18 protein-coding genes and 1 riboswitch are annotated in these 25067 nt (G+C 70.5%); of the genes, 3 read left to right on the forward strand and 15 right to left on the reverse strand.

Annotated elements, in window-relative coordinates:
- Positions 1-99: 99 nt before the first annotated feature.
- The 13 genes from Q0Z83_RS35610 to Q0Z83_RS35670 form a co-directional block, all read right to left on the reverse strand.
- Positions 100-870, reverse strand: a complete 771-nt coding sequence (locus tag Q0Z83_RS35610; RefSeq protein ID WP_317787629.1) for a cell division protein FtsQ/DivIB — start codon at positions 868-870, stop codon at positions 100-102.
- A 5-nt stretch (positions 871-875) separates the two neighbouring features.
- On the reverse strand, positions 876-2312 hold the full coding sequence (murC, locus tag Q0Z83_RS35615; RefSeq protein WP_378078683.1) for a UDP-N-acetylmuramate--L-alanine ligase: 1437 nt from the start codon (positions 2310-2312) through the stop codon (positions 876-878).
- A gap of 31 nt (positions 2313-2343) precedes the next feature.
- Complete coding sequence (murG, locus tag Q0Z83_RS35620) at positions 2344-3447, reverse strand: undecaprenyldiphospho-muramoylpentapeptide beta-N-acetylglucosaminyltransferase (RefSeq protein WP_317787630.1); 1104 nt, start codon at positions 3445-3447, stop codon at positions 2344-2346.
- Positions 3447-4877 carry an FtsW/RodA/SpoVE family cell cycle protein gene (locus tag Q0Z83_RS35625; protein ID WP_317787631.1) on the reverse strand — a complete coding sequence of 477 codons (1431 nt, stop codon included), beginning with the start codon at positions 4875-4877 and terminating at the stop codon, positions 3447-3449. The genes murG and Q0Z83_RS35625 overlap by 1 nt, the downstream gene beginning before the upstream one ends.
- 102 nt (positions 4878-4979) lie before the next feature.
- The gene (locus Q0Z83_RS35630) at positions 4980-5753 is read right to left on the reverse strand and encodes a hypothetical protein (RefSeq protein ID WP_317787632.1); all 774 of its coding nucleotides are present in this window, start codon (positions 5751-5753) and stop codon (positions 4980-4982) included.
- Positions 5754-5868: 115 nt separating this feature from the next.
- Positions 5869-6987: a phospho-N-acetylmuramoyl-pentapeptide-transferase gene (gene mraY, locus Q0Z83_RS35635; RefSeq protein ID WP_317787633.1), complete on the reverse strand. Its 1119-nt coding sequence runs from the start codon at positions 6985-6987 to the stop codon at positions 5869-5871.
- Positions 6984-8366, reverse strand: coding sequence for a UDP-N-acetylmuramoyl-tripeptide--D-alanyl-D-alanine ligase (locus tag Q0Z83_RS35640; protein WP_317787634.1), 1383 nt, complete (start codon positions 8364-8366; stop codon positions 6984-6986). Before Q0Z83_RS35640 ends, mraY begins: the two co-directional genes overlap by 4 nt.
- Positions 8363-9868 carry a UDP-N-acetylmuramoyl-L-alanyl-D-glutamate--2,6-diaminopimelate ligase gene (locus tag Q0Z83_RS35645; RefSeq protein WP_317787635.1) on the reverse strand — a complete coding sequence of 502 codons (1506 nt, stop codon included), beginning with the start codon at positions 9866-9868 and terminating at the stop codon, positions 8363-8365. Before Q0Z83_RS35645 ends, Q0Z83_RS35640 begins: the two co-directional genes overlap by 4 nt.
- A gap of 56 nt (positions 9869-9924) precedes the next feature.
- Positions 9925-12129 (reverse strand): peptidoglycan D,D-transpeptidase FtsI family protein, encoded by a 2205-nt coding sequence (locus Q0Z83_RS35650; protein ID WP_317787636.1) that lies wholly within the window; start codon positions 12127-12129, stop codon positions 9925-9927.
- A gap of 6 nt (positions 12130-12135) precedes the next feature.
- Positions 12136-12570 carry a hypothetical protein gene (locus Q0Z83_RS35655; RefSeq protein ID WP_317787637.1) on the reverse strand — a complete coding sequence of 145 codons (435 nt, stop codon included), beginning with the start codon at positions 12568-12570 and terminating at the stop codon, positions 12136-12138.
- A 239-nt stretch (positions 12571-12809) separates the two neighbouring features.
- Entirely contained in the window at positions 12810-13901 is a 1092-nt protein-coding gene (gene rsmH, locus Q0Z83_RS35660; protein WP_317797205.1) for a 16S rRNA (cytosine(1402)-N(4))-methyltransferase RsmH, read from the reverse strand.
- A gap of 229 nt (positions 13902-14130) precedes the next feature.
- Positions 14131-14562: a division/cell wall cluster transcriptional repressor MraZ gene (gene mraZ / locus Q0Z83_RS35665; protein ID WP_317787638.1), complete on the reverse strand. Its 432-nt coding sequence runs from the start codon at positions 14560-14562 to the stop codon at positions 14131-14133.
- 625 nt (positions 14563-15187) lie between these two features.
- The gene (locus tag Q0Z83_RS35670) at positions 15188-16000 is read right to left on the reverse strand and encodes a C40 family peptidase (protein ID WP_317787639.1); all 813 of its coding nucleotides are present in this window, start codon (positions 15998-16000) and stop codon (positions 15188-15190) included.
- 6 nt (positions 16001-16006) lie between these two features.
- Positions 16007-16198, reverse strand: a riboswitch (cyclic di-AMP (ydaO/yuaA leader).
- A gap of 380 nt (positions 16199-16578) precedes the next feature.
- Between Q0Z83_RS35670 and Q0Z83_RS35675 the strand changes: the two genes are divergently transcribed.
- Genes Q0Z83_RS35675 through Q0Z83_RS35685 form a run of 3 tightly spaced genes read left to right on the forward strand, consistent with a single transcriptional unit; the run spans position 16579 to position 19280 of the window.
- Positions 16579-17799, forward strand: coding sequence for a MurT ligase domain-containing protein (locus Q0Z83_RS35675; RefSeq protein WP_317797206.1), 1221 nt, complete (start codon positions 16579-16581; stop codon positions 17797-17799).
- Positions 17789-18502, forward strand: coding sequence for a type 1 glutamine amidotransferase (locus Q0Z83_RS35680; RefSeq protein WP_317787640.1), 714 nt, complete (start codon positions 17789-17791; stop codon positions 18500-18502). The genes Q0Z83_RS35675 and Q0Z83_RS35680 overlap by 11 nt, the downstream gene beginning before the upstream one ends.
- A 52-nt stretch (positions 18503-18554) precedes the next feature.
- Positions 18555-19280, forward strand: coding sequence for a TVP38/TMEM64 family protein (locus tag Q0Z83_RS35685; RefSeq protein WP_317787641.1), 726 nt, complete (start codon positions 18555-18557; stop codon positions 19278-19280).
- Positions 19281-20695: 1415 nt separating this feature from the next.
- On the opposite strand, the gene aroA is transcribed toward Q0Z83_RS35685, so the two are convergent.
- Entirely contained in the window at positions 20696-21949 is a 1254-nt protein-coding gene (aroA, locus tag Q0Z83_RS35690) for a 3-phosphoshikimate 1-carboxyvinyltransferase (RefSeq protein ID WP_317787642.1), read from the reverse strand.
- Positions 21950-22014: 65 nt separating this feature from the next.
- On the reverse strand, positions 22015-24816 hold the full coding sequence (leuS, locus tag Q0Z83_RS35695; RefSeq protein ID WP_378078685.1) for a leucine--tRNA ligase: 2802 nt from the start codon (positions 24814-24816) through the stop codon (positions 22015-22017).
- Positions 24817-25067 lie beyond the last annotated feature (251 nt).

Here is a 25067-nt window from a genome sequence, read left to right on the forward strand (position 1 = left end):
GGCGGCGTGTCGCGTGCGCTTAGGAGGTGAGTATCCGACTCACCCGTAACCTTGAACCTTTTATTGCGTTCATCACGCTTTGTCCGAATAACCGGATGGTTATCGTATGGTCACCACATTCACGGCGCTCACATCGATCTCGTCGCCCTTCTGCTTGAGCAGCACCGTGGCGACGGTGCTCTTGCGCTCGCTCTTGGTGTCGTCACCCCAGATGACCACCCGGCCGTTGCGCAGCTCCAAGCTGATCTTCACGGGCGACGGCACGGCGATCGCCACCAGTTGCTCGCGGAGCTCGTCGCTGAGCGCAGCCAGGACGGTCAGCGCCGAACCGGTGTTCTCGTCACCGGCCCCCGGTGTGCTCAGCCGGGCCAGCGGCAGCCCTTTCGGCACCTCGGTCACCGCGCGGAACGGCACGCCCTCGTCGTCGATCAGCATGAACTGATCGTCCGGGGCCGGAACCGCCGCCACCGGCACCCGCTCCACCACCTCGACCACCACGGTCGACGGCCAACTGCGACTCACCAGCACCCGGTCCACCGGTGGCAGTTTCCGGACCCGGTCACGCACCTCGTCCAGGTCGACCCGGGCCAGCGGCAGCTCCGGCTCCACCGCGGCGGCCGTACGCACCTGTTCCGGGGTGAGGACCTCCGCGCCGACCACCCGGACGTCACGCACCCCGAGCACCGCGGTGCCGTAGACCAACCAGACCAGCCCACCGACGGCCAGCAGCACGCCGCCACCGATCAGCCAGGGCATCGCGGCCCGCAGCCGCCGCTGCCGGGCCCGCGCCATGAAGCGCCGGGCCGACGGCGGCACCGCGTCCGTATCGGCCCGGACCAGCCGCCAGTTGCGCGAGCCCCCGCCGGCCATCGTCGTTACCCGGCCAGGTCCGGGTGGCGGTCCGCCTCGGTGAGCGCGGCCAGCAGCTCGTCGCCCATCAGCGAGATCGGCGGCGCGCCCATCGTCACCACCACGTCACCGGGACGGCTGCGCCGCACCACCTCGGCGGGCACGTCCTCCCAGTCCGGGACGAACACCTTGCGGTCCTCGGGCAGGTCGATCGCCGCGGTCAGCGCCCGGCCGCCCTCGCCCGGGCCGCGGGTCTCGCCCGGCCCGAAGACCTCCATGCAGATCACCTCGTCGGCGACCGCGAGACCGTCGGCCAGCTCGGCCTCCAGGTCCCGGGTGCGGTACACCCGGTACGGCTGGAAGACCACCAGCAGGCGGCCGTCACCGGCCACCTCGCGCAGCGTGCGCAGCGCGGCCTTCACCGAGGTCGGGTGGTACGCGTACTCGTCGTACACCCGGACACCGGCGGCGATGCCCTTGCGCTCGAACCGGCGGCGGACCCCCGGGAACGACTCCAGGGCCTCGGTCACCAGAGACTGCTCGATGCCCAGTTTGAGGGCGGTCAGCACGGTCGCCGCGCTGTTCAGGCCCATGTGCGTGCCGGGCAGGGCCAGCTTGAACTCGCCGAGCGGCCGCCCGTCCAGCTCCGCCTGGTAGCGCACGCCGCTGACCGAGGACGTGATGTCGAAGATCCGCAGATCCGCGCCGGCCGACTCGCCGTACGTGTAGACGGTCTTGCCCTGCGCCTTGAGCCCCGCGATCAGTTCCTCGGTGCCCGGACCGTCGGCGCAGGTCACCACGAATCCGTCGGCGAGCCCGCCGAACTCCAGGAAGCCCGCCTTCAACGTCTCCAGGTCGCCCCAGTTGTTGAGGTGGTCACCCTCGATGTTGGTGATGATCGCGACGTGCGGCCGGTAGATCAGGAAGGTCCGGTCGTGCTCGTCGGCCTCGGCCACGAAGTGCGGACCGGTGCCGTGATGCCCGTTCGACCCGGCGGCCGACATCTCGCCGCCGATCACGAAGGACGGGTCCTGCCCGGCGTGCTGCAGGATCACCGTCATGATCGACGTGGTGGTGGTCTTGCCGTGGGTGCCGGCCACCGCGATGGTCTGCCGGTCGGTCATCGCCGCGGCCAGGGCCTCCGAGCGGTGCAGCACCCGCAGCCCGCGGCGGCGCGCCTCCACCATCTCCACATGGTCCTGCGGGATCGCGGTCGAGTAGACGACCGTGTCCACGCCGTCGAGGTTGGACGGCTCGTGAGCCATGTGCACCGTGCCGCCGAGCGCGCGCAGCGCGGCCAGGGCCGGCCACTCACGCAGCTCGCTGCCGGAGACCGGCACGCCACGGGTCAGCAGGAGCCGGGCCAGGCCGGCCATGCCGACCCCGCCGATCCCGATCAGGTGCACGCTGCCCAGGTCCTCGGCGGTCATCTCGCCGGCCGGCGTCAGCTCCGCCGTGTTCACAGTGTCACTCCCTCAGTCCTCATCAGCTCAGTCAGCTCACGGCTTCGAGAACGAAGCGCAGCAGTTGCTCGTCACCGTCGCGGCGGCCGTAACGGGCGGCGGCCGAACCCATCGCGGCCAGCCGCTGCCGGTCGCGGGCCAGCGGGATGATGTTGCTCTCGATCCACTCCGGTGTCAGCTCGCTGTTGTCGACGAGCATGCCGCCACCGGACTCCACCACGGGCAGCGCGTTGCGGCGCTGCTCCTGGTTGCTGAACGGATAAGGCACGTAGATCGCCGGCATACCGAGCGCGGTCGTCTCGGCCACCGTGATCGCGCCGCCCCGGCACAGCATCAGGTCGGCGGCAGCGTAGCCGAGCTGCATGTCCGACAGGTAGGGCACGACGACATACGGGACCGGCAGGTCTTTCGGCACGTCGAACGGGTCGTTGCGGCCGCCCTGCACGTGCAGCACCTGGATGCCGGCGTGCGCGAGCCGCTTGGCCGACGCGGCCACCGCCAGGTTGATGGTGCGGGCGCCGGACGAGCCGCCGGAGACGAACAGCACGGGCAGGTCCGGACGCAGCCCGAAGTGGTAGAGCGCCTGCGGGCGCAGCGCCGGCCGGTCCATGTGGGTGATCCCGGTCCGCAGCGGCACGCCGACCAGCCGGGCGTTGCGCAGCGCCTCGGCCTGCTCCAGCTGGTGCGGGAAACCGACGGCGACCCGCTTGGTGAATTTCATCCCCATCCGGTTGGCCACGCCCGGCGGCACGTTCACCTCGTGGATCACGATCGGCAGCTCCCGCCGCCACGCCGCCAGGTAGGCCGGGACCGACACGTAGCCGCCGAACCCGACCACCACCTCGGCCTGCACCTCGTCGATGACCTCACCGGCCGCGTGGGCCGACTTGTACATCCGGTCCGGGGTACGCAGCAGGTCCAGGTTGAGCGAGCGGGGCAACTGGAACGCCGGGATGCTGCGCAGGTCGTACCCGGCCGCCGGGATCAGCTCGTTCTCCATGCCCTTGGGGCTGCCCAGCGTGGTGATCCGGATCTCCGGGAAGTGGCGGCGCAAGGCGTCGGCGAAGGCCAGCAGCGGATAGATGTGGCCGCCGGTGCCTCCTCCGGCGAGCACGATCGACCGCAGGGAACCCATCACCGTCTCCTTCCCGCCCCCGCCTCGCTGGACGCTGAACCGGCCGATTTCTGGGCAGGCTGACGCTGTGGTCCCGGCCGCCGCGGCGGGGGGAGCGGCGGCAGCGGGGCCCAGAGTAGCCGCACCCACCGAGGCGTCGGACGGGCGTTCAGCGCTCGCGCCGCGTCCGGCTCGGCCCGGGCGAACGACGCCAGTATGCCGATCGCCGCCATGGTCACCACGAGCGCGGTGCCACCGGCGGAGATGAACGGGAGCGGGAGACCGGTGATCGGCAACAGCCCGACCACCCCGCCCATGTTGATCACGGCCTGGGCCACCAGCCAGGTGGTGGCGGCGGTGGCGGCGAGGCGACGGAACGGGTCGACGACCCGGCGGGCGATCCGGAAACCGGTGTAGGCCAGCACCGACAGCAGAGCCAGCACCACGACACAGCCGACCACGCCGAGCTCCTCGGCGACGATCGCGAAGATGAAGTCGTTGCCCGCCTCCGGGACATAACCCCACTTGAGGGCGCTCTTGCCCAGGCCGACACCGAACCAGCCGCCCTCGAAGATCGCCGAACGGCCCTGCACCAGCTGGTAGCAGGAGCGCCCGGCCTCGGTGGTGGTGTCGCAGTCGGCCAGCGGCTCCAGGAACGAGGTCAGCCGCCGCAGCCGGTAGTTCTCCTGGCCCGCCGTGCCGGAACCGGCACCCCGGGACGCGGCCGCGATCAGCAGGCCGACCCCGGCAAGGCCCAGTACGCCCAGCGCGCCGAACACCCGCAGCCGCACCCCGGCCGCCCAGAGCAGGCCGACGATCAGCGCCAGCAGGACCAGCATGGTGCCCAGGTCGTTGTAGCCGACCAGGACGAACAGCAGGCCGATCACCGGGAACAGCGGCATCGCCAGCTCCCGCCAGTCACCCAGGGCCGGGCCCTTGCGGGCGATCACGTCGGCGGCCCACAGCACCATGGCGAGTTTCGCGAGCTCACCCGGCTGCATGCTGAACGACCCGAGGATGAGCCAGTTCAGGTCGGCCACCAGCGGACCGAGCGTGGGATCGTCATCGGAGTTCCGGCTCAGCACGTCGACCGCCGCCAGCGCGTTCATCGCGGCCAGGAGCGTGAGCAGGAGGATGGACAGGGTGAGCAGTCCCCGGCCGATGACCCGCAAGGTGACCGTGGGCAGCCGCTGGAAGATCCAGAACGCGACCAGGCCGAGCAGGGCGTAGACCGCCTGGCTGCTGATCTCGGTGAAGGCGTTGCCCTTCTCCGCGAACGCCTTCACGCTCGTGGCCGAGAAGACCATGGTGAGGCCGATCAGCAGCAGCAGGGAGCAGCTCGCGATCAGCAGGTAGTACGAGGACAGGGGTCTGGCCAGCAGCCCGTGCACGGCGGGCAGGAGCTGCCGGCTCAGTGACGGGCGGGCCTGCTGAGAACGGTCGTCCGCCATACCCCCATCATCGTCCGATGTCCACACATGGACGCACACCGTCGATGGCGTGTCGCATCGGGCTTTGTCACCTGCGCCACCGGAACAGCCGCACGGTTTCGCCTAAACCGCGGGCACGGCACAGATCAGGTAGACGTTCGCCCCGTTGGACAGCATTCCGTCCCAGACGAAGTCCCATGCGAAAGGCGCCGAGATGTTCTGTGCGTTGGTCGTGATCGACCTGATCTCTCCGGGAAGCGGGTCGACGTAGCCATAGATCGCAATCTGATTGATCGACGGGCATATCACGGACGTCCCCGCAGTGCCGGTCACCAGTTCCTGTGTCAGTGCGAATGACGAACTCCCGGCCGCCCCCGGGTTTCCTTGCGGACCTTGCGGACCCTGCGGACCTTGCGGGCCCTGGGCGCCCTGCGGACCCGGGTCACCCTGTGGGCCTGGGGAGCCCGGCGCGCCCGGAGTGCCCGGAGTGCCCGGAGTGCCGGGAACGCCCTGCGGACCCTGTGGACCGGTCGGCCCGGTCCCCCCGAGGGAGCCCGGGGCACCGACCGGACCCGTGGGGCCGGTGGGGCCTGCCGGCCCTGTCGCCCCGGCGGGCCCCGTAGGCCCGGCGGGACCAGCTGCCCCGGCGGGGCCGGCTTCCCCCATCAGGCCCGAGACGTTCCACTCGCGCAGGACCTCGTTCGCGCGGCAGGCCTGCGTGGTGGGCAGCATCCAGCGGATGGCGCCGGTCTTCGACACCACGCACACCTTGATCACGTCCGGATCGTCCATCGCGCGGGGCGGCGCGACCCGGTCGGAGGCGGCCGCCGCGGTGGCGCCGGACAGTGCCATCGCCACCGCCCCGGCCGACAGGAACAGAACTTTAGAGATCGACATCGACCCTCCGCATACTCAAAGGAGCGCTGAGTAATCAGCGCTCCCGAGCCTAGGAATGATCCGATCTCTACCGAGTGAGCAGCGGCCGATCCGGCCCACCCGGGTCAGTCACGTGCTAACCCATGACCGCCAGGTGCTCGCTGTAGAACAATCCGAGACCGATGGCGGCACAGATGCCCGCGATGATCCAGAACCGGACCACGATGTTGACCTCGCTCCAGCCGGCCAGCTCGAAGTGGTGCTGGAGCGGGGACATCCGGAAGACCCGCTTACCGGTGGTCTTGAACGAGATGATCTGGATGACCACGGACATCGTGATGATCACGAACAGGCCACCGATGATGACCGAGAGCAGCGTGGTGCGGGTGGCCACGGCCAGACCGCCGATCAGGCCGCCCAGTGCCAACGCGCCGGTGTCACCCATGAAGATCCGGGCCGGGTTGGTGTTCCACCACAGGAAGCCGACACAGGCGGCGGCCGCGGCGGCCGCGATCATCGCGATCTCGAGTGGGTCCCGGACCTGATAACAGTGCTGCGCGGTGAGCGAACCGGCCTCACCGACGTAGGCGTTGTCACCACACCAGTGCCGGTACTGCCAGAAGCCGATCAGCGAGTAGGCGCCGAGGACCAGGATCGACGCGCCGGTGGCGAGGCCGTCCAGGCCGTCGGTGAGGTTCACGCCGTTCGACATCGCCATGATCACGAAGACGAACACCATGACCGAGCCGACCTTGCCGACGTCCAGCCAGCTGACATCCCGGATGAAGGAGATCTTCTCGCTGGCCACGGTCTGGCCGTTGGTGCTCGGGAAGTAGAGCGCGGCGATGCCGAACACGGTGCCGATCAGCAGCTGGCCGAGCAGCTTGCCCTTGGCACTGAGACCGTCCGAGTTCTTCTTCCGCACCTTCAGGAAGTCGTCCATGAAGCCGACCGCGCCACAGAAGACGAAGATGCCGAGCAGGACCAGGGCGGTCATGGTCGGCTTCTCCTGGGCGATCTGCCGGTCCGGCAGAGTGGTCAGCGCCAGGTGCCCGGCCGCGTAGGCGAAGACGGTGGCGATGATGAACGCCACACCGCCCATCGTCGGGGTGCCGCGCTTGCCCAGGTGGGTCTGCGGTCCGATGGTCCGGATCGGCTGGCCGGCCTTGAGCGCCGAGAAGACCCGGATCGCGAGGGGCGTACCGAAGAGCGAGATGAGAAAGGCGACCGCGGCCGCGACGATGACTGCCCTCACGTGGGCTGAACCTCCTCGGGACGCCGCAACCAGTCGGCGACGTCCCATGTCCGGTACCGGGAACCCTTGACCAGCACGACATCGTCGGCGCGCAGGTCGTGGCGCAGGATCTCGATCGCGGCGGCCTGGTCGTCGGCGAGGAGCCCCGTGCCCCGCCAGCCGTCCACTCCGGCCGCACCGTCCAGGATCGGACCCGCGCTGCCGGTCACCGCGATCACCCGGTCCACGCCGAGCTCGGCGGCGAGCCGCCCGACCTCGGCGTGACCGGACACCTCGTGCTCGCCGAGCTCGGCCATGAAGCCGAGGACGGCGGTGGTGCGCTTGCCGCCACCCATCGCGGCCAGCGCCCGCAGAGCGGCCGAGGTCGACGACGGGTTGGCGTTGTACGAGTCGTCGACCACCGTGACACCGTCCGGCCGGGTGTAGACGTCCATCCGGCGCTCGGAGGCGATGCCCACCTCGCTCAGCGCGGCGACCAGGTCGTCGAAGGCCATCCCGGCGGCCAGCGCCACCGCGCCGGCGGCCAGGGTGTTGGCGACCTGGTGCTCGCCCGCGGTGGTGAGATGGACCCGCCCGGACCGGGTGCCGTCGGCGAGGGTGTACGACGCCCGCCCGGCCGAGTCGAGCGTGACGTCCGAGGCGGTGAGCGATCCGGTCGATCCGACCATGACCACCCGGGCCGAGGTGCGCGACGCCATCGCGGCCACCAGCGGGTCGTCGGCGTTGAGGACCGCCACCCCGGTCGACGGCAGCGCCTCGACCAGCTCGCCCTTGGCCAGTGCGGTGCCCTCCTTGGAGCCGAACTCACCGATGTGGGCGGCGCCGATGTTCAGCACCACGCCGATCGACGGGCGGGCGATCTCGGTCAGGTACCTGAGGTGGCCGACGCCGCGCGCGCCCATCTCCAGCACCAGGAAGCGGTGCTTCTCGGAGGCCCGCAACACGGTGTACGGGAAACCCAGCTCGTTGTTGAGCGAGCCGGGCAGCGCCACCGTGGGACCGATCCGGGACAGCAGTTGCCCGATGTAGTCCTTGGTGGTGGTCTTGCCGGACGAGCCGGTCAGCCCGATCACGGTGAGGTCGTGGAGCCGGGCGACCACGGCCCGGGCCAGGGCGGCCACCGCGACCAACGGGTCCTCGACGACGACACCCGGCACGCCGGTGTCCCGGGAGCCGAGCACCGCGGCGGCGCCCCGCTCGACGGCGGCCCGCGCGTAGTCGTGGCCGTCGACCTTCTCCCCGGCGAACGCCAGGAACAGGCCGCCCGGGCCGATCTTGCGGGAGTCGTACTCGACGTCGCCGGTGACGAGCACCGACGGGTCACCGACGACCCGGCCGCCGGTGATCCCGGCGATCTCTCGCAGGGTCAGGTCGATCATGCGCGCGCCTCCAGAGCGGTGGCCAGCTCGATACGGTCGTCGAACGGCAGCACCTCGCCGTTCACCTCCTGGCCGAGTTCGTTGCCCTTGCCCAGCACCGCGATCACGTCACCGGCGTAGGCCAGGCGCACCGCCTCAGCGATGGCGGAGCGCCGGCCGGCCACTTCGATGATCTTGGCGGGCGTGGACGCCTCCTCCGCACCGGAGCGCACGGCCGACCGTACGACAGCGGGGTCTTCGGTCCTCGGGTTGTCATCGGTGATGATCACCAAGTCGGCGCCCTCCGCGGCGGCCGCGCCCATCAGCGGCCGTTTGCCCTGGTCTCGGTCGCCGCCGGCGCCGATCACGCAGATCAGCCGGCCGCCGCGCCCGGTGGCCAGCCCGCGCAGCGCGGTGAGCGCCGCGACGATCGCGTTGGGTTTGTGAGCGTAATCGACCACGCCGAGGATCTCGCCGGGCGCGTCGACCAGCTCCAGGCGACCCGGGACGCCGCGGCAGGCGGCGATGCCGGCACCCGCGACCCGGGCGTCCACCCCCACCGCGACCAGTAGGGCCAGCGCCAGCAGGGCGTTCGAGACGTTGTGCAGGCCGGGCAGCGTCACGCCGGTCTCGACGGAGCGGCCGTCCGGGCCGTGTGCGGTGAAGAGCTGACCGAAGTCGGACGGGCGTACGTCGGAGGCCCACCAGGTCGCGGATCGGTCGCCGGCCGCCGAGTAGGTGATCGTCGACGGCTTGAACAGCGGCCGCAGCGCCGGGTCGTCGAAGTTGAGCACCTCGGCCGCCGAGCGGCCGTCGAAGAGCCGGGCCTTGGCCTCGAAGTAGTCCTCCGAGGTCGGGTGGAAGTCGAGGTGGTCCTGGCCGAAGTTGGTGTAGCCGCCGGCCGCGAACCGGATGCCACCGGCCCGGCCCATCACCAGCGCGTGGCTGGAGACCTCCATGACCACCGCCTCGACACCGCGCTCGACGCCGGCGGCGAGGATCGCCTGGAGGTCGGTGGCCTCCGGGGTGGTCCGCACGCTCTTGACCACCAGGTCACCGAGCCGGGTCTCCACCGTGCCGACCAGCCCGGTCACCTTGCCGGCGGCCCGCAGACCCGCCTCGACCAGGTAGGCCGTGGAGGTCTTGCCGGCCGTACCGGTGATGCCGATCATGGTGAGCCGCCGCGACGGCTCCCGGTAGATCGCCGCCGAGGCCGCGCCGAGCACCGCCCGCGGGTCGTCGGTGACCAGCACCGGGAGACCCGCGGCAACGGCCGCCGCGCGACCGGCCGGGTCGGTCAGGACGGCCACCGCACCGGAACGCGCGGCGTCCGCCACGAACTCCGCGCCGTGCCGGTTGGCGCCGGGCAGCGCCGCGTAGAGATCACCGGGGCGCACCTCCCGACTACTGTGTGTGATGCCGGTGACCGGGACGTCACCGCCGGTCAGATCGGCCGGTAACAGCTCCGCGAGCCGCGCCAGCAGGCACGGCTCCACGGTCTCGGGACGTGGAATGCCGGACACGGCGTCAGACCCTACCCCGTCTCCGACGGCTCGTCGTCAACGCCATGCGACCCGCGTCATTCCTTGATCTTGAATTCGGGGGCCTTGCTGCCGGACGGCGGCACGTGGTTCTGGAGCAGGACGTAGGACATCATGTCGCTGAACGCCGGGGCCGCCACGTCACCGCCGCCGCCGCTGCTGACGTCCATCGACACCGCGATCACGTAACGCGGGTTCTCAGCCGGGGCCATACCGACGAACGAGCTGGCGTTGTTGCTGGTGTACTGCCCGTTGACGAGCAGCTTGCCGGTGCCGGTCTTGCCCGCCACCCGGTAACCGGGCACCTGGGCCGCCAGACCCGTCGCGTGCTCGACGGTGGTCACCGCCTCCATCATGTGGCGCAGCTCCTGGGCCACGTTCGCGTCCAGCACCCGGTGCGTCGACGGAGCCGGCGCCGGGGTCTCGGTGCCGTCCTCGCCGGAGATGGTGCCCTTGATCAGATGCGGCTGGATGTAGACGCCGTCGTTGGCGATCGCGCCGTACCCGGCCGCCATCTGGATCAGCGTGGCCGAGACGCTGTGCCCGATCGGCACCGAGCCGTACGACGAGCCGCTCCAGTCGGCCACCTCGAGCAGGTCGCCCTCGGCCTCGGCCGGCATGCCCTCACCGGTCGCCTTGCCCAGGCCGAACCTCTGCTGGTACTCGTAGACCTTCTCCGGGCCCAGCCGGTCGGCGAGCAGGATGGTTCCCACGTTCGAGGAGAAGGCGAGCAGCCCCGGCAGGGTCATCCGGGTGCCCTTGTCCTGCGGGTGGGTGTCCTTGAAGGTGGTGTCACCCTTCTTGATCGCGGGGCTGATCGTGATCAGCTCGTCCGGCTGGACCAGACCCTCCTGCAGGGCCGCGCCGAAGATGAACGCCTTGTGGCTCGACCCCGGGTCGGTGACGACGCTGCTCGGCATGTCGATCCGCTCGATCGGGTCCACCGCGTTCGGCTTCGCCGCGTTGTAGAACGGGTAGCTGGCCTGGGCCAGCACCTCACCGGTACGGGCGTCGAGCACCACCGCGCCGCCGACCCGGGCGTTCTTCTTCTTGCCCGCCGCGTCCAGGATCCGCTGCACCTGGAACTGGAGGTCCTGGTCGATGGTGAGCTGCAGCGAGTTACCCGGCCGCGCCTCGACGTCCTGCTGGAACCCGCCCGGGATCGGCTTGTTCAGCTTGCCCGTGCCGACCTCGAAGACCCGCTTGCCGTCGGTGCCGTGCAGCAGGTCGTCGTATCGCGCCTCCAGGCCCTCCAGGCCGCGCCCCTCCTCACCGGTGAACCCGATCAGGTTCGACGCGAGGTCACCGCCCGGCACATCGCGCCGCTCGTCGGTGTGCGTGTAGATACCGTCCAGGTTCAGGGCGTCGATCCGGTCGGCCACCGACAGATCGACACCACGGTCCAGGTAGCGGAACTTCGTCCACTGCCCGAGCACCTGCTTGCGCTGCAACTTCTCGAAAAGCTCGGACTGGGGTACGCCCAGCAGCGGCGCCAGTTTCGCGGCGGTACCGGCGACGTCGTCCTGCAGGCCCTTGTTCTCCGGGTCGGCGTAGACGTACCGGGCCTCGACGCTGTGCGCCAGGACGTTGCCGTTGCGGTCCAGGATGCTGCCGCGCGGGGCGGGCAGGGTGACGCTGCTCAGCCGGTTCTCGCGCAGCTCGAGCAGGCTGGCGGCCTCCTCCGGGGAGGTCGCGACCTGGAGCACCACCAGCCGTACGCCGATCGTGACGAAGAGGGAGATCGCCAGAACCGTGCCGAGCCGCAACCGCCGGGTGCTGTTGGCGAGCTTGGGCGGCTCCGCCGGGACCGGCCGCCGGGGCTTCGGCTCGGGGCGACGGCGGTCCCGTTCCCGGGGTCGCTCCGGTTCCCGCTTCCGGACCCGTTCCCGCGGCTTTGCCGGCTCCCGTGTCGTCCTGGCCTGCGGCTTCGGCTCCTCGCGCGGGGGCGGCGGCTCGGTGGTCCGGCCACGCGTCCGGGAGCGCTGGCCGCTCTCGCCGCCGTCGAGCACCTGCAGCGCCGGCCGGAACGGGTCGGCGTTGCGGCCGCTGTCGCGGGGCAGCCGGCCGCGCTCGGCCACGGTCCGGCCGCGCGGGGTGTAGGCCCGGGCCTCCCCGATGCTGGATCGGCCGCGCCGGTTGTCGCGCGGGTTCTCCTCCGGCTCCTCACCGGGTAGGTCACGCGACGAACCGCGCCGGGGTGAGGTACCCCGGCGCGGTGTCTCGTCGTCGTCTCGCGGCGACACGCCGGCCTACCGCTCGACCGCGGCGGACGGCGCGCCGGACTCACGCAGGCCGTCGTCGGTGGTCGGCGCGGTCGGGCCCTTGCCGGGCACCGGCGGCCGGATGATCTCGCCGTTGGGCAGCCAGATGACCGCCGGCTCGGCCGCCTGCACCAGACCCAGACGGCGGGCGGCGGCGTGCAGCTTGCCCGGACCGGACGCGTCGACGATCTGCCGCTCCAGGTCGTGCTGCCGCTGATCGAGCTCGGTCTTCTCGTTGCGCAGAGCGTCCAGTCGGAACGACTGCTCCACGGTCGCCGTGTTGACCAGCAGGATGCCGACCACACCGACCAGCACCACGGCGATGACCGCGGTGGCGAAGGCGGCGCGCGGCGCCCGGACCGGCAGTGGCGGCGCCACCCAGAGCCGCATCCGGCCCGGCAGCGGCGCCGGATCTCCGGTCACCTCGATCGACAGCGCGGTGGCGCCGTCGATCGGCGCGACGGGATCCTTCGGTGCGGCCTTCGGTGCGGCCGGGCCCTGAGCCCCCCGGCTCCGGATCCCTGACCGGCGCGTGTCGGCCGGTTCGGTCCGGCGCGCCCCCCGCGCCCCGGCCCTCGTGGTCTCGGCATCGCGGCTGCTCCGGCGCGTGGTGCGCGGCTGCGCCGATCGGCCCCCCGACCGCGGCGCTTCGGATCGCTCGCTCATGCTCGTCCCTCCCCCTCTACATTCGCCCCCGGGCGTATCCGCCCTCGTCCCCCACGCGTTGTAGACATTCGGGGCCGCTCGCGGCCGGCTCCGAACGCCTTCTCGAACTTGCTCGCCTGCTCCTGCTCGTCGATCCGTTCCACGGCGCGCAGCTTCACCGAGGCCGCCCTCGGGTTCGCCGCCACCTCCGCCTCACTGGGCGGCTCCGACCCTCGGGTCAGCAGTCGCAGGCTCGGACCGGTACCGGGAAGCTCGACCGGAAGGTCGACCGGCCCGGTGCTGCGCGCCCTCGCGGTGAGCTCGCGCTTGACGATCCTGTCCTCCAGTGATTGATAACTCATCACCACAAGGCGCCCATGGGGTGCCAACGCGTCCAAAGCCGCCGGAACCGCTCCTTCGAGCGCCTCCAGCTCCCTGTTCACCTCAATGCGTAGTGCCTGGAATGTCCTTTTTGCGGGATTTCCACCCGTTCGCCGCGCGGCGGCCGGGATGGCGTCCTTCACCAGCTCGGCCAGCCGCGCCGTGGAGGTGATCCGCCCCTTCGCCCGCTCCCGCACGATCGACGAGACGATCCGTGGCGCGAACTTCTCCTCGCCGTACTGCCGCAAAACGCGAACAAGATCACCCGGCTCGTACGTGTTGACGACCTCTTCCGCGGTCATCCCGCGGGACTGGTCCATCCGCATGTCCAGAGGCGCGTCCTGCGCGTACGCGAACCCGCGATCCGCCTCATCCAGCTGCAACGACGAGACCCCGAGGTCGAAGAGCCCACTGTGGATCGCCGGGATCTCCAACTCGTCGAGAACCCGCGGCAGCTCGTCGTAGACGGCGTGGACCAGGTGCGCGCGATCACCGAAACGGATCAGTCGGTGCCGGGCGTGGGCCAGAGCCTCGGTGTCCCGGTCGAGTCCGATCAGGACGACGTCCGGATACCGCTCCAGGACCGCCTCGGCGTGCCCGCCCAGACCCAGCGTGAAGTCGACGTGGACGGCACCCGGCAGCGTGAGGGCGGGATCCAGCAGCTCGAGGCAGCGCTCGAGCAGCACCGGCACGTGCGTGCCCCGCGGCTCCCCCATGTCGACCCCCATTGCCGTGCCCGCTCGCGTCTCACTCATTCAGTTGCCAGTTGCTGCCCGGCCCGGTCGCCCGTCCGTACCGCCAGATCCCCATCCGCTCTCATGTCCGAGGCCGGCGAACCGGCCCGGACACGCGCCTGGCGCCGGGGAAGAGGCGCCAGGAGCGGGAGCGGCTGGAGATCTCGCGTTACGGCGGCAGTGGCGTCCGGGCCGAGACCAGCGGCCCTTCCGAGTGCCACGCCTACAGTCCGCCGGGCAGCACCCCCTCCTCGATGTCGGCGAACTCTTCCTCGCTCGCCGAGAGGTAGTCATCCCAGGCCTGCTTGTCCCAGACCTCGACCCGGGTGCTCGCACCGATCACCACGAGATCCCGACCAAGACTGGCATACTCCCGCAAATGGGCCGGAATCGTCACCCGGCCCTGCTTGTCGGGAACCTCGTCGTGCGCGCTCGCGAAGAAGACCCGGCTATACGCCCGGGCCGCCTTGTTCGTGACCGGTGTCTCGCGCAGCTGACCGGCGATGCGCTGGAACTCCGGCATCGGGAACACGTAAAGACAGCGCTCCTGCCCCTTCGTGATCACGACACCTCCCGCCAGCTCATCACGGAACTTCGCCGGGAGGATCAGCCGGCCCTTCTCGTCCAGGCGCGGGGTGTGTGTGCCGAGGAACATCGGCCCCCACCCCTTTGCCGTGGCGGCCGCCCCATCGCGGAGGGAGCGGATCACCTGTCAACTCGGGCCGGCAGGTCCGGCGTCGCTCCTCCGCCCTGCCACTGCGCCCCACTCTACTCCACTTCCCTCCACCTGCAACCCAAAAGCCAACCCTCACGAGCCGTTCTCACGGACGTAATCCCAGTTCACAGGCGGTGGGCCGGAGTGGAGGGGGTGACCATGATCAACAGGGTCTTGTTTCCGACATCGAGGCCTTCGGGTCGAAAAGCGCCCGCCGAAATGCCCTCCCACGCCCGATTCCGTGGTCGTCGACACACCACGGGGAGGAAAGTGGGGAGCCCGCCGGGAGGAAAGTGGAGGGACCGGTGGGGTCCACATCGCCCGGACACAGCAGACGCCCGTGGGGCGTGACCCGGATCCGGGTCACGCCCCACGGGCGTCATTGCTATTCCTTACTTACTGGCGCCGCTGCGCGACAAACTTACTTACGCCGCTGCGCGACACCCCTCGTCGGCGCTGCCGCGCGACCTGTCGGGGTCACCCCGCGACACCGATCGGCCTCATCGTGCGGCTCCGGCGTCGCACCGGCCGGCGTCTCTGACGAGCCACCGCCTGCACGACCGCGTCAGGCGACCAGACGGCGCACGACGTAGTTGTTGTTCCAGATCTTGTGCAGGCCGACCCGGGCTCCGGTGTGGGGCGAGTCGTAGACGTAACCGTTACCGGCGTAGATGCCGGCGTGGTACCCGTACGACCCGTTCCGGAAGACGATCAGGTCACCGATCTGCTTCTTGCTCTTCGCGACGGCGGTGCCGTACTTCTGCTGCGAGTTCGCCTTGTGCGGCAGGCTCTTGCCGGCCGCCTTCTTGTAGACGTACTTGGTGAAGCCCGAGCAGTCGAAGCGCTTGGGACCGGAGGCGCCGTACTTGTACAGCGCACCCTTGTGGGTCTTGGCCTCGGCCAGCACCTTCGCACCGCTGGCCTTGACCGTCACCTTGAAACTGCCGGTGCCCCGCTGGTTGTAGCCGGTGCCGGTGAAGAGGGTCCGGACCCAGACGGTCTTGGTCGGCTTGGCGGTCAGCGACACCACGCCGTTCTTGACGGTGGCCGTGTCCCAGGTGCGCCAGGCGCCGTTGGAGTAACCCTGGAGACGAACCGTCCCCTTGGCGACCTGGTGGGTGGTGGGATCGATCACCTTGGCGGTGACCTTGAGGGTGGAACCCCACTTGAGGGTCCGGGCGCTGCTGGCCCAGATCGAAGGTGTGACCTTCGGTACCGCCGCCGAGGCGGCGACCTGGGTGACAGCGGGGGTCGTGGCGGCCGCCGCGGGGGACGCGGCGATCAGCTGCCCGGCACAGAGGCAGAGACCCAGGGACAGTGCGACGGTTCCGGTGCCGATGGACGCGCGGCGGCGCCGGCTCGAACTGTGTTCGTGCACGGTAGAGAGATCCCTCCGGCACGCCTGCGAGGTTAGCTGTCGGGTTCGGGCGGGAAGGTGTGCCCGGCCGCGGGTGGGCGGCTTCACCCCAAGGTCTCCCCGGTGCACCGGCCGAAGCCGTGTGGCGCGGGAGAAGACCGGTAATGGGTCCCCCGTCCCTGCCCCCGAATGCCTTGTCTGGTGTGGCTCAACTGCGGTGTCGCACCGTCCGGCCCGGGGCAGGGCTCGGCGTGAACCGATCCGGTGCGGCCGGCGAGCGGAGTGCGTCCGGCTGATCCTTGGTACCCGAGTCCGACCATGATCGTCAGCGTGGGGGTGATCACGGTGTGTGATTGGCACACTTGTCGGTGTCCACTTTGTTACCGACGCGAGACATATGCGCCCACATTGAGTAGTGCCACAGCTACTCACCGTTGATGGTTACGGGTGAAACAGAACACATAAATAGTCCCGTCACCAACGGGGTAAGCGTCCGAAAAGCCCGGACCGGGGAAAACACCGGCCACACCGTGATCTTGACGGTCTGGCAACGCGTCGTAACGTTCGAGTCCGGTACCCTCGCTGGCGTGACGGACGGAATGCCTCTCATCGCCAAGGTCGCGACCTCCGTGTCGAAGACCGCGGCGGCGCTCTCCAGGGCCGCGGGCCGCGGCGACGGTTCGGTGATCGGCGGCTGGATCGGCCTCAAGATCGACCCCGACCTCCTGACCCACCTCGCGGCCGGCCGCGCCGTCGCGCTGGTCTCCGGGACCAACGGCAAGACCACCACGACCCGCCTCACCGCGGCCGCCGTCGGTGTCCTGGGCCGGGTCGCCACCAACTCGTTCGGCGCCAACATGCCGACCGGTCACACCTCCGCGCTGGCCAAGGAGGGGCACACCCCGTTCGCGGTCCTCGAGGTCGACGAGCACTACCTGGCCCAGGTCATCGACCAGACCCGGCCCAAGGTGGTGGCGCTGCTCAACCTCTCCCGCGACCAGCTCGACCGGGCGAAGGAGGTGGCGATGATGGCCGAGTTGTGGAAGAAGGCACTCGCCGACCACCCCGAGATCCGCGTGGTCGCCAACTCCGACGACCCGATGGTGGTCTGGGCGGCCTCCGGCAGCCAGCAGATCACCTGGTTCAGCGCCGGCCAGCGCTGGCTCGACGACTCGTTCGTCTGCCCGCAGAGCGGCCACCCGATCGAGCGTCAGCAGGGCGACTGGTGGTGCACCGGCTGCCCGCTGCGCCGCCCGCGCCCGCAGTGGGTCGTCGAGGACGAGGGCGTGATCGACCCACGCGGTGACTGGCACCTGGTCAAGCTGCAGCTCCCCGGCCGGGTCAACATCGGCAACGCGGCCACCGCGCTGGCCGTGGCGGCCGAGTTCGGGGTCCGGCCGATCGAGGCCCTGCCCCGGCTGTCCCGGGTCGCGTCGATCGCCGGCCGCTACGCCCAGGTCGACCGGGACGGCCGCAACATCCGGCTGCTGCTCGCGAAGAACCCGGCGAGCTGGCTGGAGGCCTTCGACATGGCCGACCAGGCGCCGACCCTGCTCTCGATCAACGCGCGCGACCCCGACGGGCTCGACACGTCCTGGCTCTACGACGTCGACTTCTCGCCCCTGCGGGACCGTCCGGTGCTGATCACCGGTGACCGGGCGTATGACCTGGCCGTCCGCCTCCAGGTGAACCAGGTGCAGTTCAAGCACGTACAGACTTTCGACGAGGCGCTGCGGTCGGTGCCGCCCGGCCGCCTCGAAGTGATCGCCAACTACACGGCGTTCCAGGACATCCGAGCGGAGTTGGACCGTGTCAACTGAGGCCCTGCGGATCGTGTGGATCTACCCCGATCTGCTCTCGACCTATGGCGACCGCGGCAACATGCTGATCCTCGCCCGCCGGGCCGCCGACCGCGGCATCCCGGCCGAGACCTACGAGGTCCGCTCCGACCAGCGGATGCCCAACGGCGCCGACATCTACCTGATCGGCGGCGGTGAGGACGGCCCGCAGGCCCTCGCCGCCCAGCGCCTCCTCGCCGACGGCGGCCTCCACCAGGCCGTCTCCCAGGGCGCCGCGGTCCTCTCCATCTGCGCCGGTTACCAACTCCTCGGCCACTCGTTCTTTGCCAAGGGAGCCAAGTGCGCCGGGCTGGGACTGCTGGACATCTCCTCCGACCGGGGCGAGACCCGGGCGGTCGGTGAACTGCGCGGCGAGGTCGACCCACGGCTCGGGCTGCCCGCGCTGACCGGATTCGAGAACCACGGAGGGCGTACACATCTGGGCGCCCACGCCGCACCGCTGGCCCGGGTGACCGCCGGCATCGGCAACGACGGCCAGACCGAGGGCGCCTGGGCGGGAAAGATCCTCGGCACCTACTCGCACGGCCCGGCGCTCGCCCGCAACCCGGCGATAGCCGATCTGCTACTGCGATGGGCGACCGGCGCGGATAGGCTTGCGCCTCTTGACGACACCTGGGCCGACCGGCTCCGGTCCGAACGGCTCGCCGCGGCAAGCCCGGCATGACCCTTCCATAGACCTTGTCCATAACCGACGACAGTTGGGGCGGTAGGCCTGCATGACCGACAACCTGATCGCCCCGCGGGGCACCGAGACCGCGGACCCTCAGGCAGTTGAGCACGCCGGCCCCACCACCGGGTGGAGGCGTCGTTTAGCCCGATTCGCCCTGCTTGTCGTCGGGGTGGCCGCCCTCGCGGGCGTCTCGGCGCTGCTCCCGCTCCGGGAGATCGCCGAGACGCTGTCGGCGATGGGCCCGAGCGCTGCCGTCGCGGTCGCGGTCCTCGGCGGCATGCTGCTGTCGGTGCTGGTCCCGCGTACCCTCATCACGATGACCTGCGGCGCCCTCCTGGGCGCCGTGACCGGAGGCGCCGCCGCCCTGGCCGCCGCGGTGATCGCCGCCGTCGCCACCTACTACGCGGGCCGGTGGGCCGGCCGGGGCGCCATGCAGGCCCGGGCGGGCAGCCGCCTGGCCCGCCTGGACGGCTGGCTCAACCGCCGCGGCCTGGCCGCCGTCCTGCTGGTCCGTTTCCTCCCGCTGGCCCCGTTCGGCCTGGTCGGCTACGCCTACGGCACGACCAGCGTCTGCCGCAAGCGCTACCTACTCGGCACCACGATCGCCGCCATCCCGTCCACGGTCACCTACGCCATCATCGGCGCCGCCGTGGCCGCTCCCGGCGACATGAACCTACTGACCCTGGCGCCGGCCGCGTTCAGCTTCGTCCTCTCCACCGCGATCATCCTCCGCTGGCGGCACACCGCCCGCCGAGCAGCCACCCCCGCCTGACCGCAACTCCCCTTCGGCCGACATGCGCCCTCCGGGTCACTCGGCCTCCCCTCCGGCCCACATCCGCGCTCCGGGCCCCACCGGCCTACATCCGCGCTCGGGCAGATCCGCGCCTCCGGCTCTCATCCGCGCTCCGGGCCGTTCCGCCGTCTCGGCCTCCGGGCCCGCCGTCTCGGCCTCCGGGCCCGCCGTCTCGGCCTCCGGGCCCGCCGTCTCGGCCTTCCGGGCCCGCCCTCGCGCCCCCTCCGGGCCGCTCCGCCTTTCCCGGACGCGACGCCATCGGCCCTTGCGACCGAAAGCGGCATATCGCCGCGATTCACCCGGAAAATCCGCCCTTCTGGTACGAGCCACCCCCACCCAACCGCAACATCCCCCGTTCCGGGCGGTCCACGCGACGCACCCCCGACACAAGACCAGAACGCGACCGCCGGGCTGGTTGCCCACTCACCGGACCCACTCCTCCACGACCAGCCCGGTCATGATCCACACCCCGCGGACCGGCCGGCCGAGGACGTTGACACAACGCACCACGCAGATGGCCCGCACCACCCGCAGCGGGCCTTCCAGTTCACGTGAGCCAGAAGTGGATCACGCTCCCTTCAACAGCAGATCTGGCCCTCCGGCTACGGGCACCGCCCCACCCAGCAAATCCCCGCACCTTCCGCCACAGACACCGCCCCACAGCAATTCGCACCTCCCGCCAGAGGCCGCCCCACGCAGCGAATCCGGCACCGATAGCCGTCGGCATCGCCGTCGGTGTGCGTGGGTCATCGTTGTAGAGGCGCCTTCGGGGAGGCCCGCCGACTGTCGCCGAAGTCGTCCTATCAAGGCCTGGCTGCCTGGCCGAGAGCAGGAAAGTCAACGAACGCGTCAGGCCACGGTCCACCACCGGACACCGGTCGAACCGACGTGCCCCGGGCCGGTAACGCGCCCACCCGAACACCCGGCTATGCGGTCAGATGACCAAGCCTGGAGACCGACGAAGACGCTGCGCAGCCCCGGCACTATCAAGCCTATATATCGACGAAGACGCATGCGCCGCCTCGGCGGTGCAGAGGAGATGTTAGAACGGCCCGGAAGCGTCAACAGCGTGCCGACGGACGATCAACCAACGACCGGAAGCAACCCTGCCGTGCCGCGGGCCGATCATCGCGACAACGAAACAGCGACGCCGCGCCACCCGCCGATCAACCGCCCGACGAAGCAGCCAGTGCAGTCGCACGGCCGACCAACGGCCAGCAGCCGCGCCGCCGGATGATCAACCGGTCGCTTTCAGCCGCACGATCAACTGGCGTGCTCGTCGGCGTGACGTGGGTTGCGGTTCAAGCGGCCGGTGGCGGGCAACGCCTTCGGAAGCCACTACGGGAGAGGCCGGCACGTGCGGTCGCCCGATCGTTGGCTGTGGGGGTCGGGGGTCAGAGGGTGGCCAGGTCGGTGAAGTAGGCCGGGTAGGTCTTCGCGACGCAGGCCGGGTCGGCGATCTCGATCCCCGGGGTGCGCAGGCCGATCAGGGAGAGGCTCATCGCCATCCGGTGGTCGTCGTAGGTGGCGAAACGCGTCGGCTGCGGGAGTCCCGGATGGATGGTGAAGCCGTCGGTGTCCTCGACGGCGTTGATTCCGGCTCGGCGGAGCTCGGTGACGATGGCGCCGATCCGGTCGGTCTCCTTGCCGCGGATGAAGCCGATGCCACGGACCCGGGTCGGGGAATCGGCGAAGACGGCGACGGCGGCCAGGGTCTGCGCCGTGTCGGAGATGTCAGCCATGTCCACATCCACACCGTGCAGGCGGCCGGTGGCACGGACGGTCATCGAATCAGCGGTACGGCTCACCGAAACCCCCATCCGTTCCAGGACGTCGGCGAACCGTACATCTCCTTGAAGGCTCTCCGCGCCCAGACCGGAAACGGTGACCCGACCGCCTGTGATGGCCGCCGCACCGAGGAAATACGACGCCGCGCTGGCGTCCGGCTCGATCGCGTAGCGGGCGGGCCGGTAGGCGCCGGCGGGAACCCTCAGACCGTCGACGGTGACGCCGAACGCCGCCATCACCGCCTTGGTCATCTCCACGTAGGGCACCGAGACCAGCGGCGACGTCAGCGAGACGGCCAGCCCGCGCGCCATCAGCGGCCCGGCCATCAGCAGCCCGGACAGGAACTGGCTGGAGATATGCCCGCTCACCTCGACCGGCCCGCCGTCGGCCGGACCGGTGACGGCGGCCGGCAGGAACCCGGGCGCGCCCAACTCCTCGACCGCGGCGCCGATCTGCCGCAGCGCGTCGAGGACCGGCCCGAACGGCCGGGCCCGGAGCTGCTCGGTGCCGTCGACGACGGTCCGCCCGTGCAGGAGCGCCGCCGCGGGCAGGACGAAGCGGGAGGTGGTCCCGGACTGGCGGGCGTCGATCGTGCCGGCGCCACCCACGGCGACCGGGTCGATGCCGGTCACGGTGACCGTGCACGCCTGCTCGTCGGTGACGACGGTGGCGCCGAGCGCCTCGACGGCGCCCAGCATGGCGCGGGTGTCGTCGGCGAAGAGCACCCCGGTGAGCGTGGACGTGCCGGGGGCGAGGGCGGCGCAGAGCAGCGCCCGGTTGGTGATGCTCTTGGAGCCGGGCGGCCGGACGGTCGCGTCGACGGGCGTGGTGAGCGGTTCGACGGCGAGCACGTCAGGCATGCCCTGATTCAAACAGGCGAACGGCCCGCCCTTGGCAGGCGCGGGCGGGCCGTTCCAACAAATGGTCAGACGACGACGCTGACCAGGCGTCCCTTCACCACGATGACCTTCTTCGGCTCCTTGCCGGCCAGCGCCTCGGCGACGGCGGCCAGCGCGGCCGCCCGTACCTCGTCCTCGGTCGTCTCCGGGGAGACCTCGACCCGACCGCGGACCTTGCCGTTGACCTGCACCGGGTAGGTGATCGCGTCGGCGACCAGCTGGGCCGGGTCGGCGACCGGGAAGGCGGTGTACGCCAGCGAGCCCTCGTGGCCCAGCTTGCCCCACAGTTCCTCGGCCATGTGCGGCGCGAACGGCGAGATCATCAGCACCAGCGGCTCGATCGCCTCGCGCGACACCGTCCCCTGCGGGGTCAGCGTGTTGGTCAGCTCGATCAGCTTGGCGATGGCCGTGTTGAACCGCAGCTCCTCCATGTCCTCGCGGACGCCGGCGATGATCCGGTGCAGGGTCTTGCGGGTCTTCGGGTCCAGCGGTTCGTCGGTGACCCGGGTCGCGCCGGTCTCCTCGTCGACGACCAGGCGCCAGGCGCGCTGCAGGAACCGCTGCGAGCCGACGACGGCACGGGTCTCCCAGGGGCGGGAGACGTCCAGCGGGCCCATCGCCATCTCGTACACCCGGAACGTGTCGGCGCCGTACTGCTCGCACATCTCGTCGGGGGTGACGACGTTCTTCAGGCCCTTGCCCATCTTGCCGTACTCGCGGTAGACCTCCTGCTCGCCCAGGTACCACTTACCGTCGCGCTCGACGACCTCGTCGGCGGGCACGATCATGCCGCGGGCGTCACGGAACGCGTACGCCTGGATGTAGCCCTGGTTGAACAGCTTCTTGAACGGCTCGAACGACGAGACGTGACCCAGGTCGAACAGCACCTTGTGCCAGAACCGCGAGTACAGCAGGTGCAGCACGGCGTGCTCGACGCCGCCGACGTACAGGTCGACGCCACCCGCGTCACCTGGCGAGCGCGGGCCCATCCAGTAGGCCTCGTTCTCCGGGTCGACCGGGAACTTCTCGTTCTTCGGGTCCAGGTAGCGCAGCTCGTACCAGCAGGAACCGGCCCACTGCGGCATGGTGTTGGTCTCGCGGGTGTACGTCTTCAGCCCGTCGCCCAGGTCCAGTTCGACCTGCACCCACTCCTTGATCCGGGACAGCGGGGTCTCCGGCTCGGTGTCCGCGTCGTCGGCGTCGAAGGTGCGCGGCGAGAAGTCGTCGGTGTCCGGGAGGACGACCGGCAGCATCGACTCGGGCAGCGCGATCGGCAGGCCGGTCTCGTCGTAGACGATCGGGAACGGCTCGCCCCAGTACCGCTGCCGGCTGAACAGCCAGTCCCGCAGCCGGTAGGTGGTCGCGCCCTTGCCCTTGCCCTCGGCCTCCAGCCAGTCGATCATCGCGGCCTTGGCCTCGGCCACGCCCTTGCCGTCCAGCCATTCGCTGTTGATCGCCGGTCCGTCGCCGGTGAAAGCCCCTTCAAAACCTTCGGGCGCTTCCACGGTACGGATGATCGGCAGCTCGAAGACCTCGGCGAACGCCCAGTCACGCTCGTCCTGGCCGGGCACCGCCATGATCGCGCCGGTGCCGTACCCGGCCAGCACGTAGTCGGCGATGAAGATCGGGATCTCGGTGCCGTTGACCGGGTTGACCGCGAACGCGCCGGTGAAGACGCCGGTCTTGACCTTGCCGTCGGCGGTCCGCTCCTCCTCGGTCTTCGCGGCGGCGGTCGCCCGGTAGGCCGCGACAGCCTCGGCCGGCGTGGCGTGGCCGCCGGTCCAGACACTCTTCGTCGCCGCCGGCCACGCGGCCGGCGCGATCCGCTCGACCAGTTCGTGCTCCGGCGCCAGCACCATGTAGGTGGCGCCGAACAGCGTGTCCGGGCGGGTCGTGAACACCGTGATCGTGTCCGAACCGACCGGGAAGTCCACGTGGGCGCCGCGCGACCGGCCGATCCAGTTGCGCTGCATCAGCTTGACCGGCTCCGGCCAGTCCAGCGCGTCCAGGTCCTCGACCAGGCGGTCACCGTACGCGGTGATCCGCATCATCCACTGCTTCAGGCTGCGCTGGAAGACCGGGAAGTTGCCCCGCTCGGACCGGCCGTCCGGGGTGACCTCCTCGTTGGCCAGCACGGTGCCCAGGCCGGGGCACCAGTTGACCGGCGCCTCGGAGACGTAGGCCAGGCGGTGGTCGTCGATCAGCTTGCGCCGCTCGACGGCGGACAGACCGGCCCATTCCGGACCGCGAGCGCCTGACTCGTACGAGTCGATCAGCTCTTGAATGGGCCTTGCCTTGCCGACCGAGGGGTCGAACCAGGAGTTGAAGACCTGCAGGAAGATCCACTGCGTCCAGCGGTAGTAGCCCGGGTCGGTGGTCGAGAACGACCGCCGGTCGTCGTAGGCCAGGCCCAGCCGCCGCAGCTGCTGCCGGTACCGCTCGACGTTCGCCGCGGTGGTGACCGCCGGGTGGGTGCCGGTCTGCACCGCATACTGCTCGGCGGGCAGGCCGAACGCGTCGAAGCCCATCGGGTGCAGCACGTTGAAACCGGCCTGCCGCTGGTAGCGGGTGTAGCAGTCGGTGCCGATGTAGCCCAGCGGATGCCCGACGTGCAGGCCGGCGCCGGACGGGTACGGGAACATGTCCTGCACGTGCAGCTTGGGCGCACCGGCCCGGGGGTGGGTGGGGTCGGCCAGCTCGCCGACCGGGTTGGGCGCGTGGAACGTCCCGTTCGCGGCCCAGAAGTCCTGCCAGCGCAGCTCGATCTCGCCGGCCAGCGCGGCGGTGTAACGGAAGGGCGGGGTCTCGGTCTCGCTCATCTTCACCATCTCGTCTCGTCTTTGATCGGGAAGCTCCGCAGGGCACAAAAAAGCCCCTCGCGCAGGAGGGGTTGCCGTGCCTGGTCCGCGATCGGTCAGCGGATCAGCACGGCCGGCTAAGGAGCAGAACGAACCGAGCCATGCGAGGGATGATACCCCCCGGTCGTCACGGACGGCGACCGGTATGGCGGGCGCGTGACATACTCCCGGCTGTCCACAGGCGACCGGCCTGGGATGGCGGATGGCCCGAGTTCGTCCGA

The organism is Actinoplanes sichuanensis (genome assembly GCF_033097365.1).
GTDB lineage: Bacteria > Actinomycetota > Actinomycetes > Mycobacteriales > Micromonosporaceae > Actinoplanes > Actinoplanes sichuanensis.

What these genes read in the sequence shown, in the direction of transcription:
- Q0Z83_RS35610 (WP_317787629.1), bottom strand. Translation starts at nt 870, where the DNA reads ATGGCCGGCGGGGGCTCGCGCAACTGGCGGCTGGTCCGGGCCGATACG.
- murG (WP_317787630.1), bottom strand. Translation starts at nt 3,447, where the DNA reads ATGGGTTCCCTGCGGTCGATCGTGCTCGCCGGAGGAGGCACCGGCGGC.
- Q0Z83_RS35625 (WP_317787631.1), bottom strand. Translation starts at nt 4,877, where the DNA reads ATGGCGGACGACCGTTCTCAGCAGGCCCGCCCGTCACTGAGCCGGCAG.
- Q0Z83_RS35630 (WP_317787632.1), bottom strand. Translation starts at nt 5,753, where the DNA reads ATGTCGATCTCTAAAGTTCTGTTCCTGTCGGCCGGGGCGGTGGCGATG.
- Q0Z83_RS35640 (WP_317787634.1), bottom strand. Translation starts at nt 8,366, where the DNA reads ATGATCGACCTGACCCTGCGAGAGATCGCCGGGATCACCGGCGGCCGG.
- rsmH (WP_317797205.1), bottom strand. Translation starts at nt 13,901, where the DNA reads ATGGGGGTCGACATGGGGGAGCCGCGGGGCACGCACGTGCCGGTGCTG.
- mraZ (WP_317787638.1), bottom strand. Translation starts at nt 14,562, where the DNA reads ATGTTCCTCGGCACACACACCCCGCGCCTGGACGAGAAGGGCCGGCTG.
- Q0Z83_RS35675 (WP_317797206.1), top strand. Translation starts at nt 16,579, where the DNA reads ATGCCTCTCATCGCCAAGGTCGCGACCTCCGTGTCGAAGACCGCGGCG.
- Q0Z83_RS35685 (WP_317787641.1), top strand. Translation starts at nt 18,555, where the DNA reads ATGACCGACAACCTGATCGCCCCGCGGGGCACCGAGACCGCGGACCCT.
- aroA (WP_317787642.1), bottom strand. Translation starts at nt 21,949, where the DNA reads ATGCCTGACGTGCTCGCCGTCGAACCGCTCACCACGCCCGTCGACGCG.
- leuS (WP_378078685.1), bottom strand. Translation starts at nt 24,816, where the DNA reads ATGGTGAAGATGAGCGAGACCGAGACCCCGCCCTTCCGTTACACCGCC.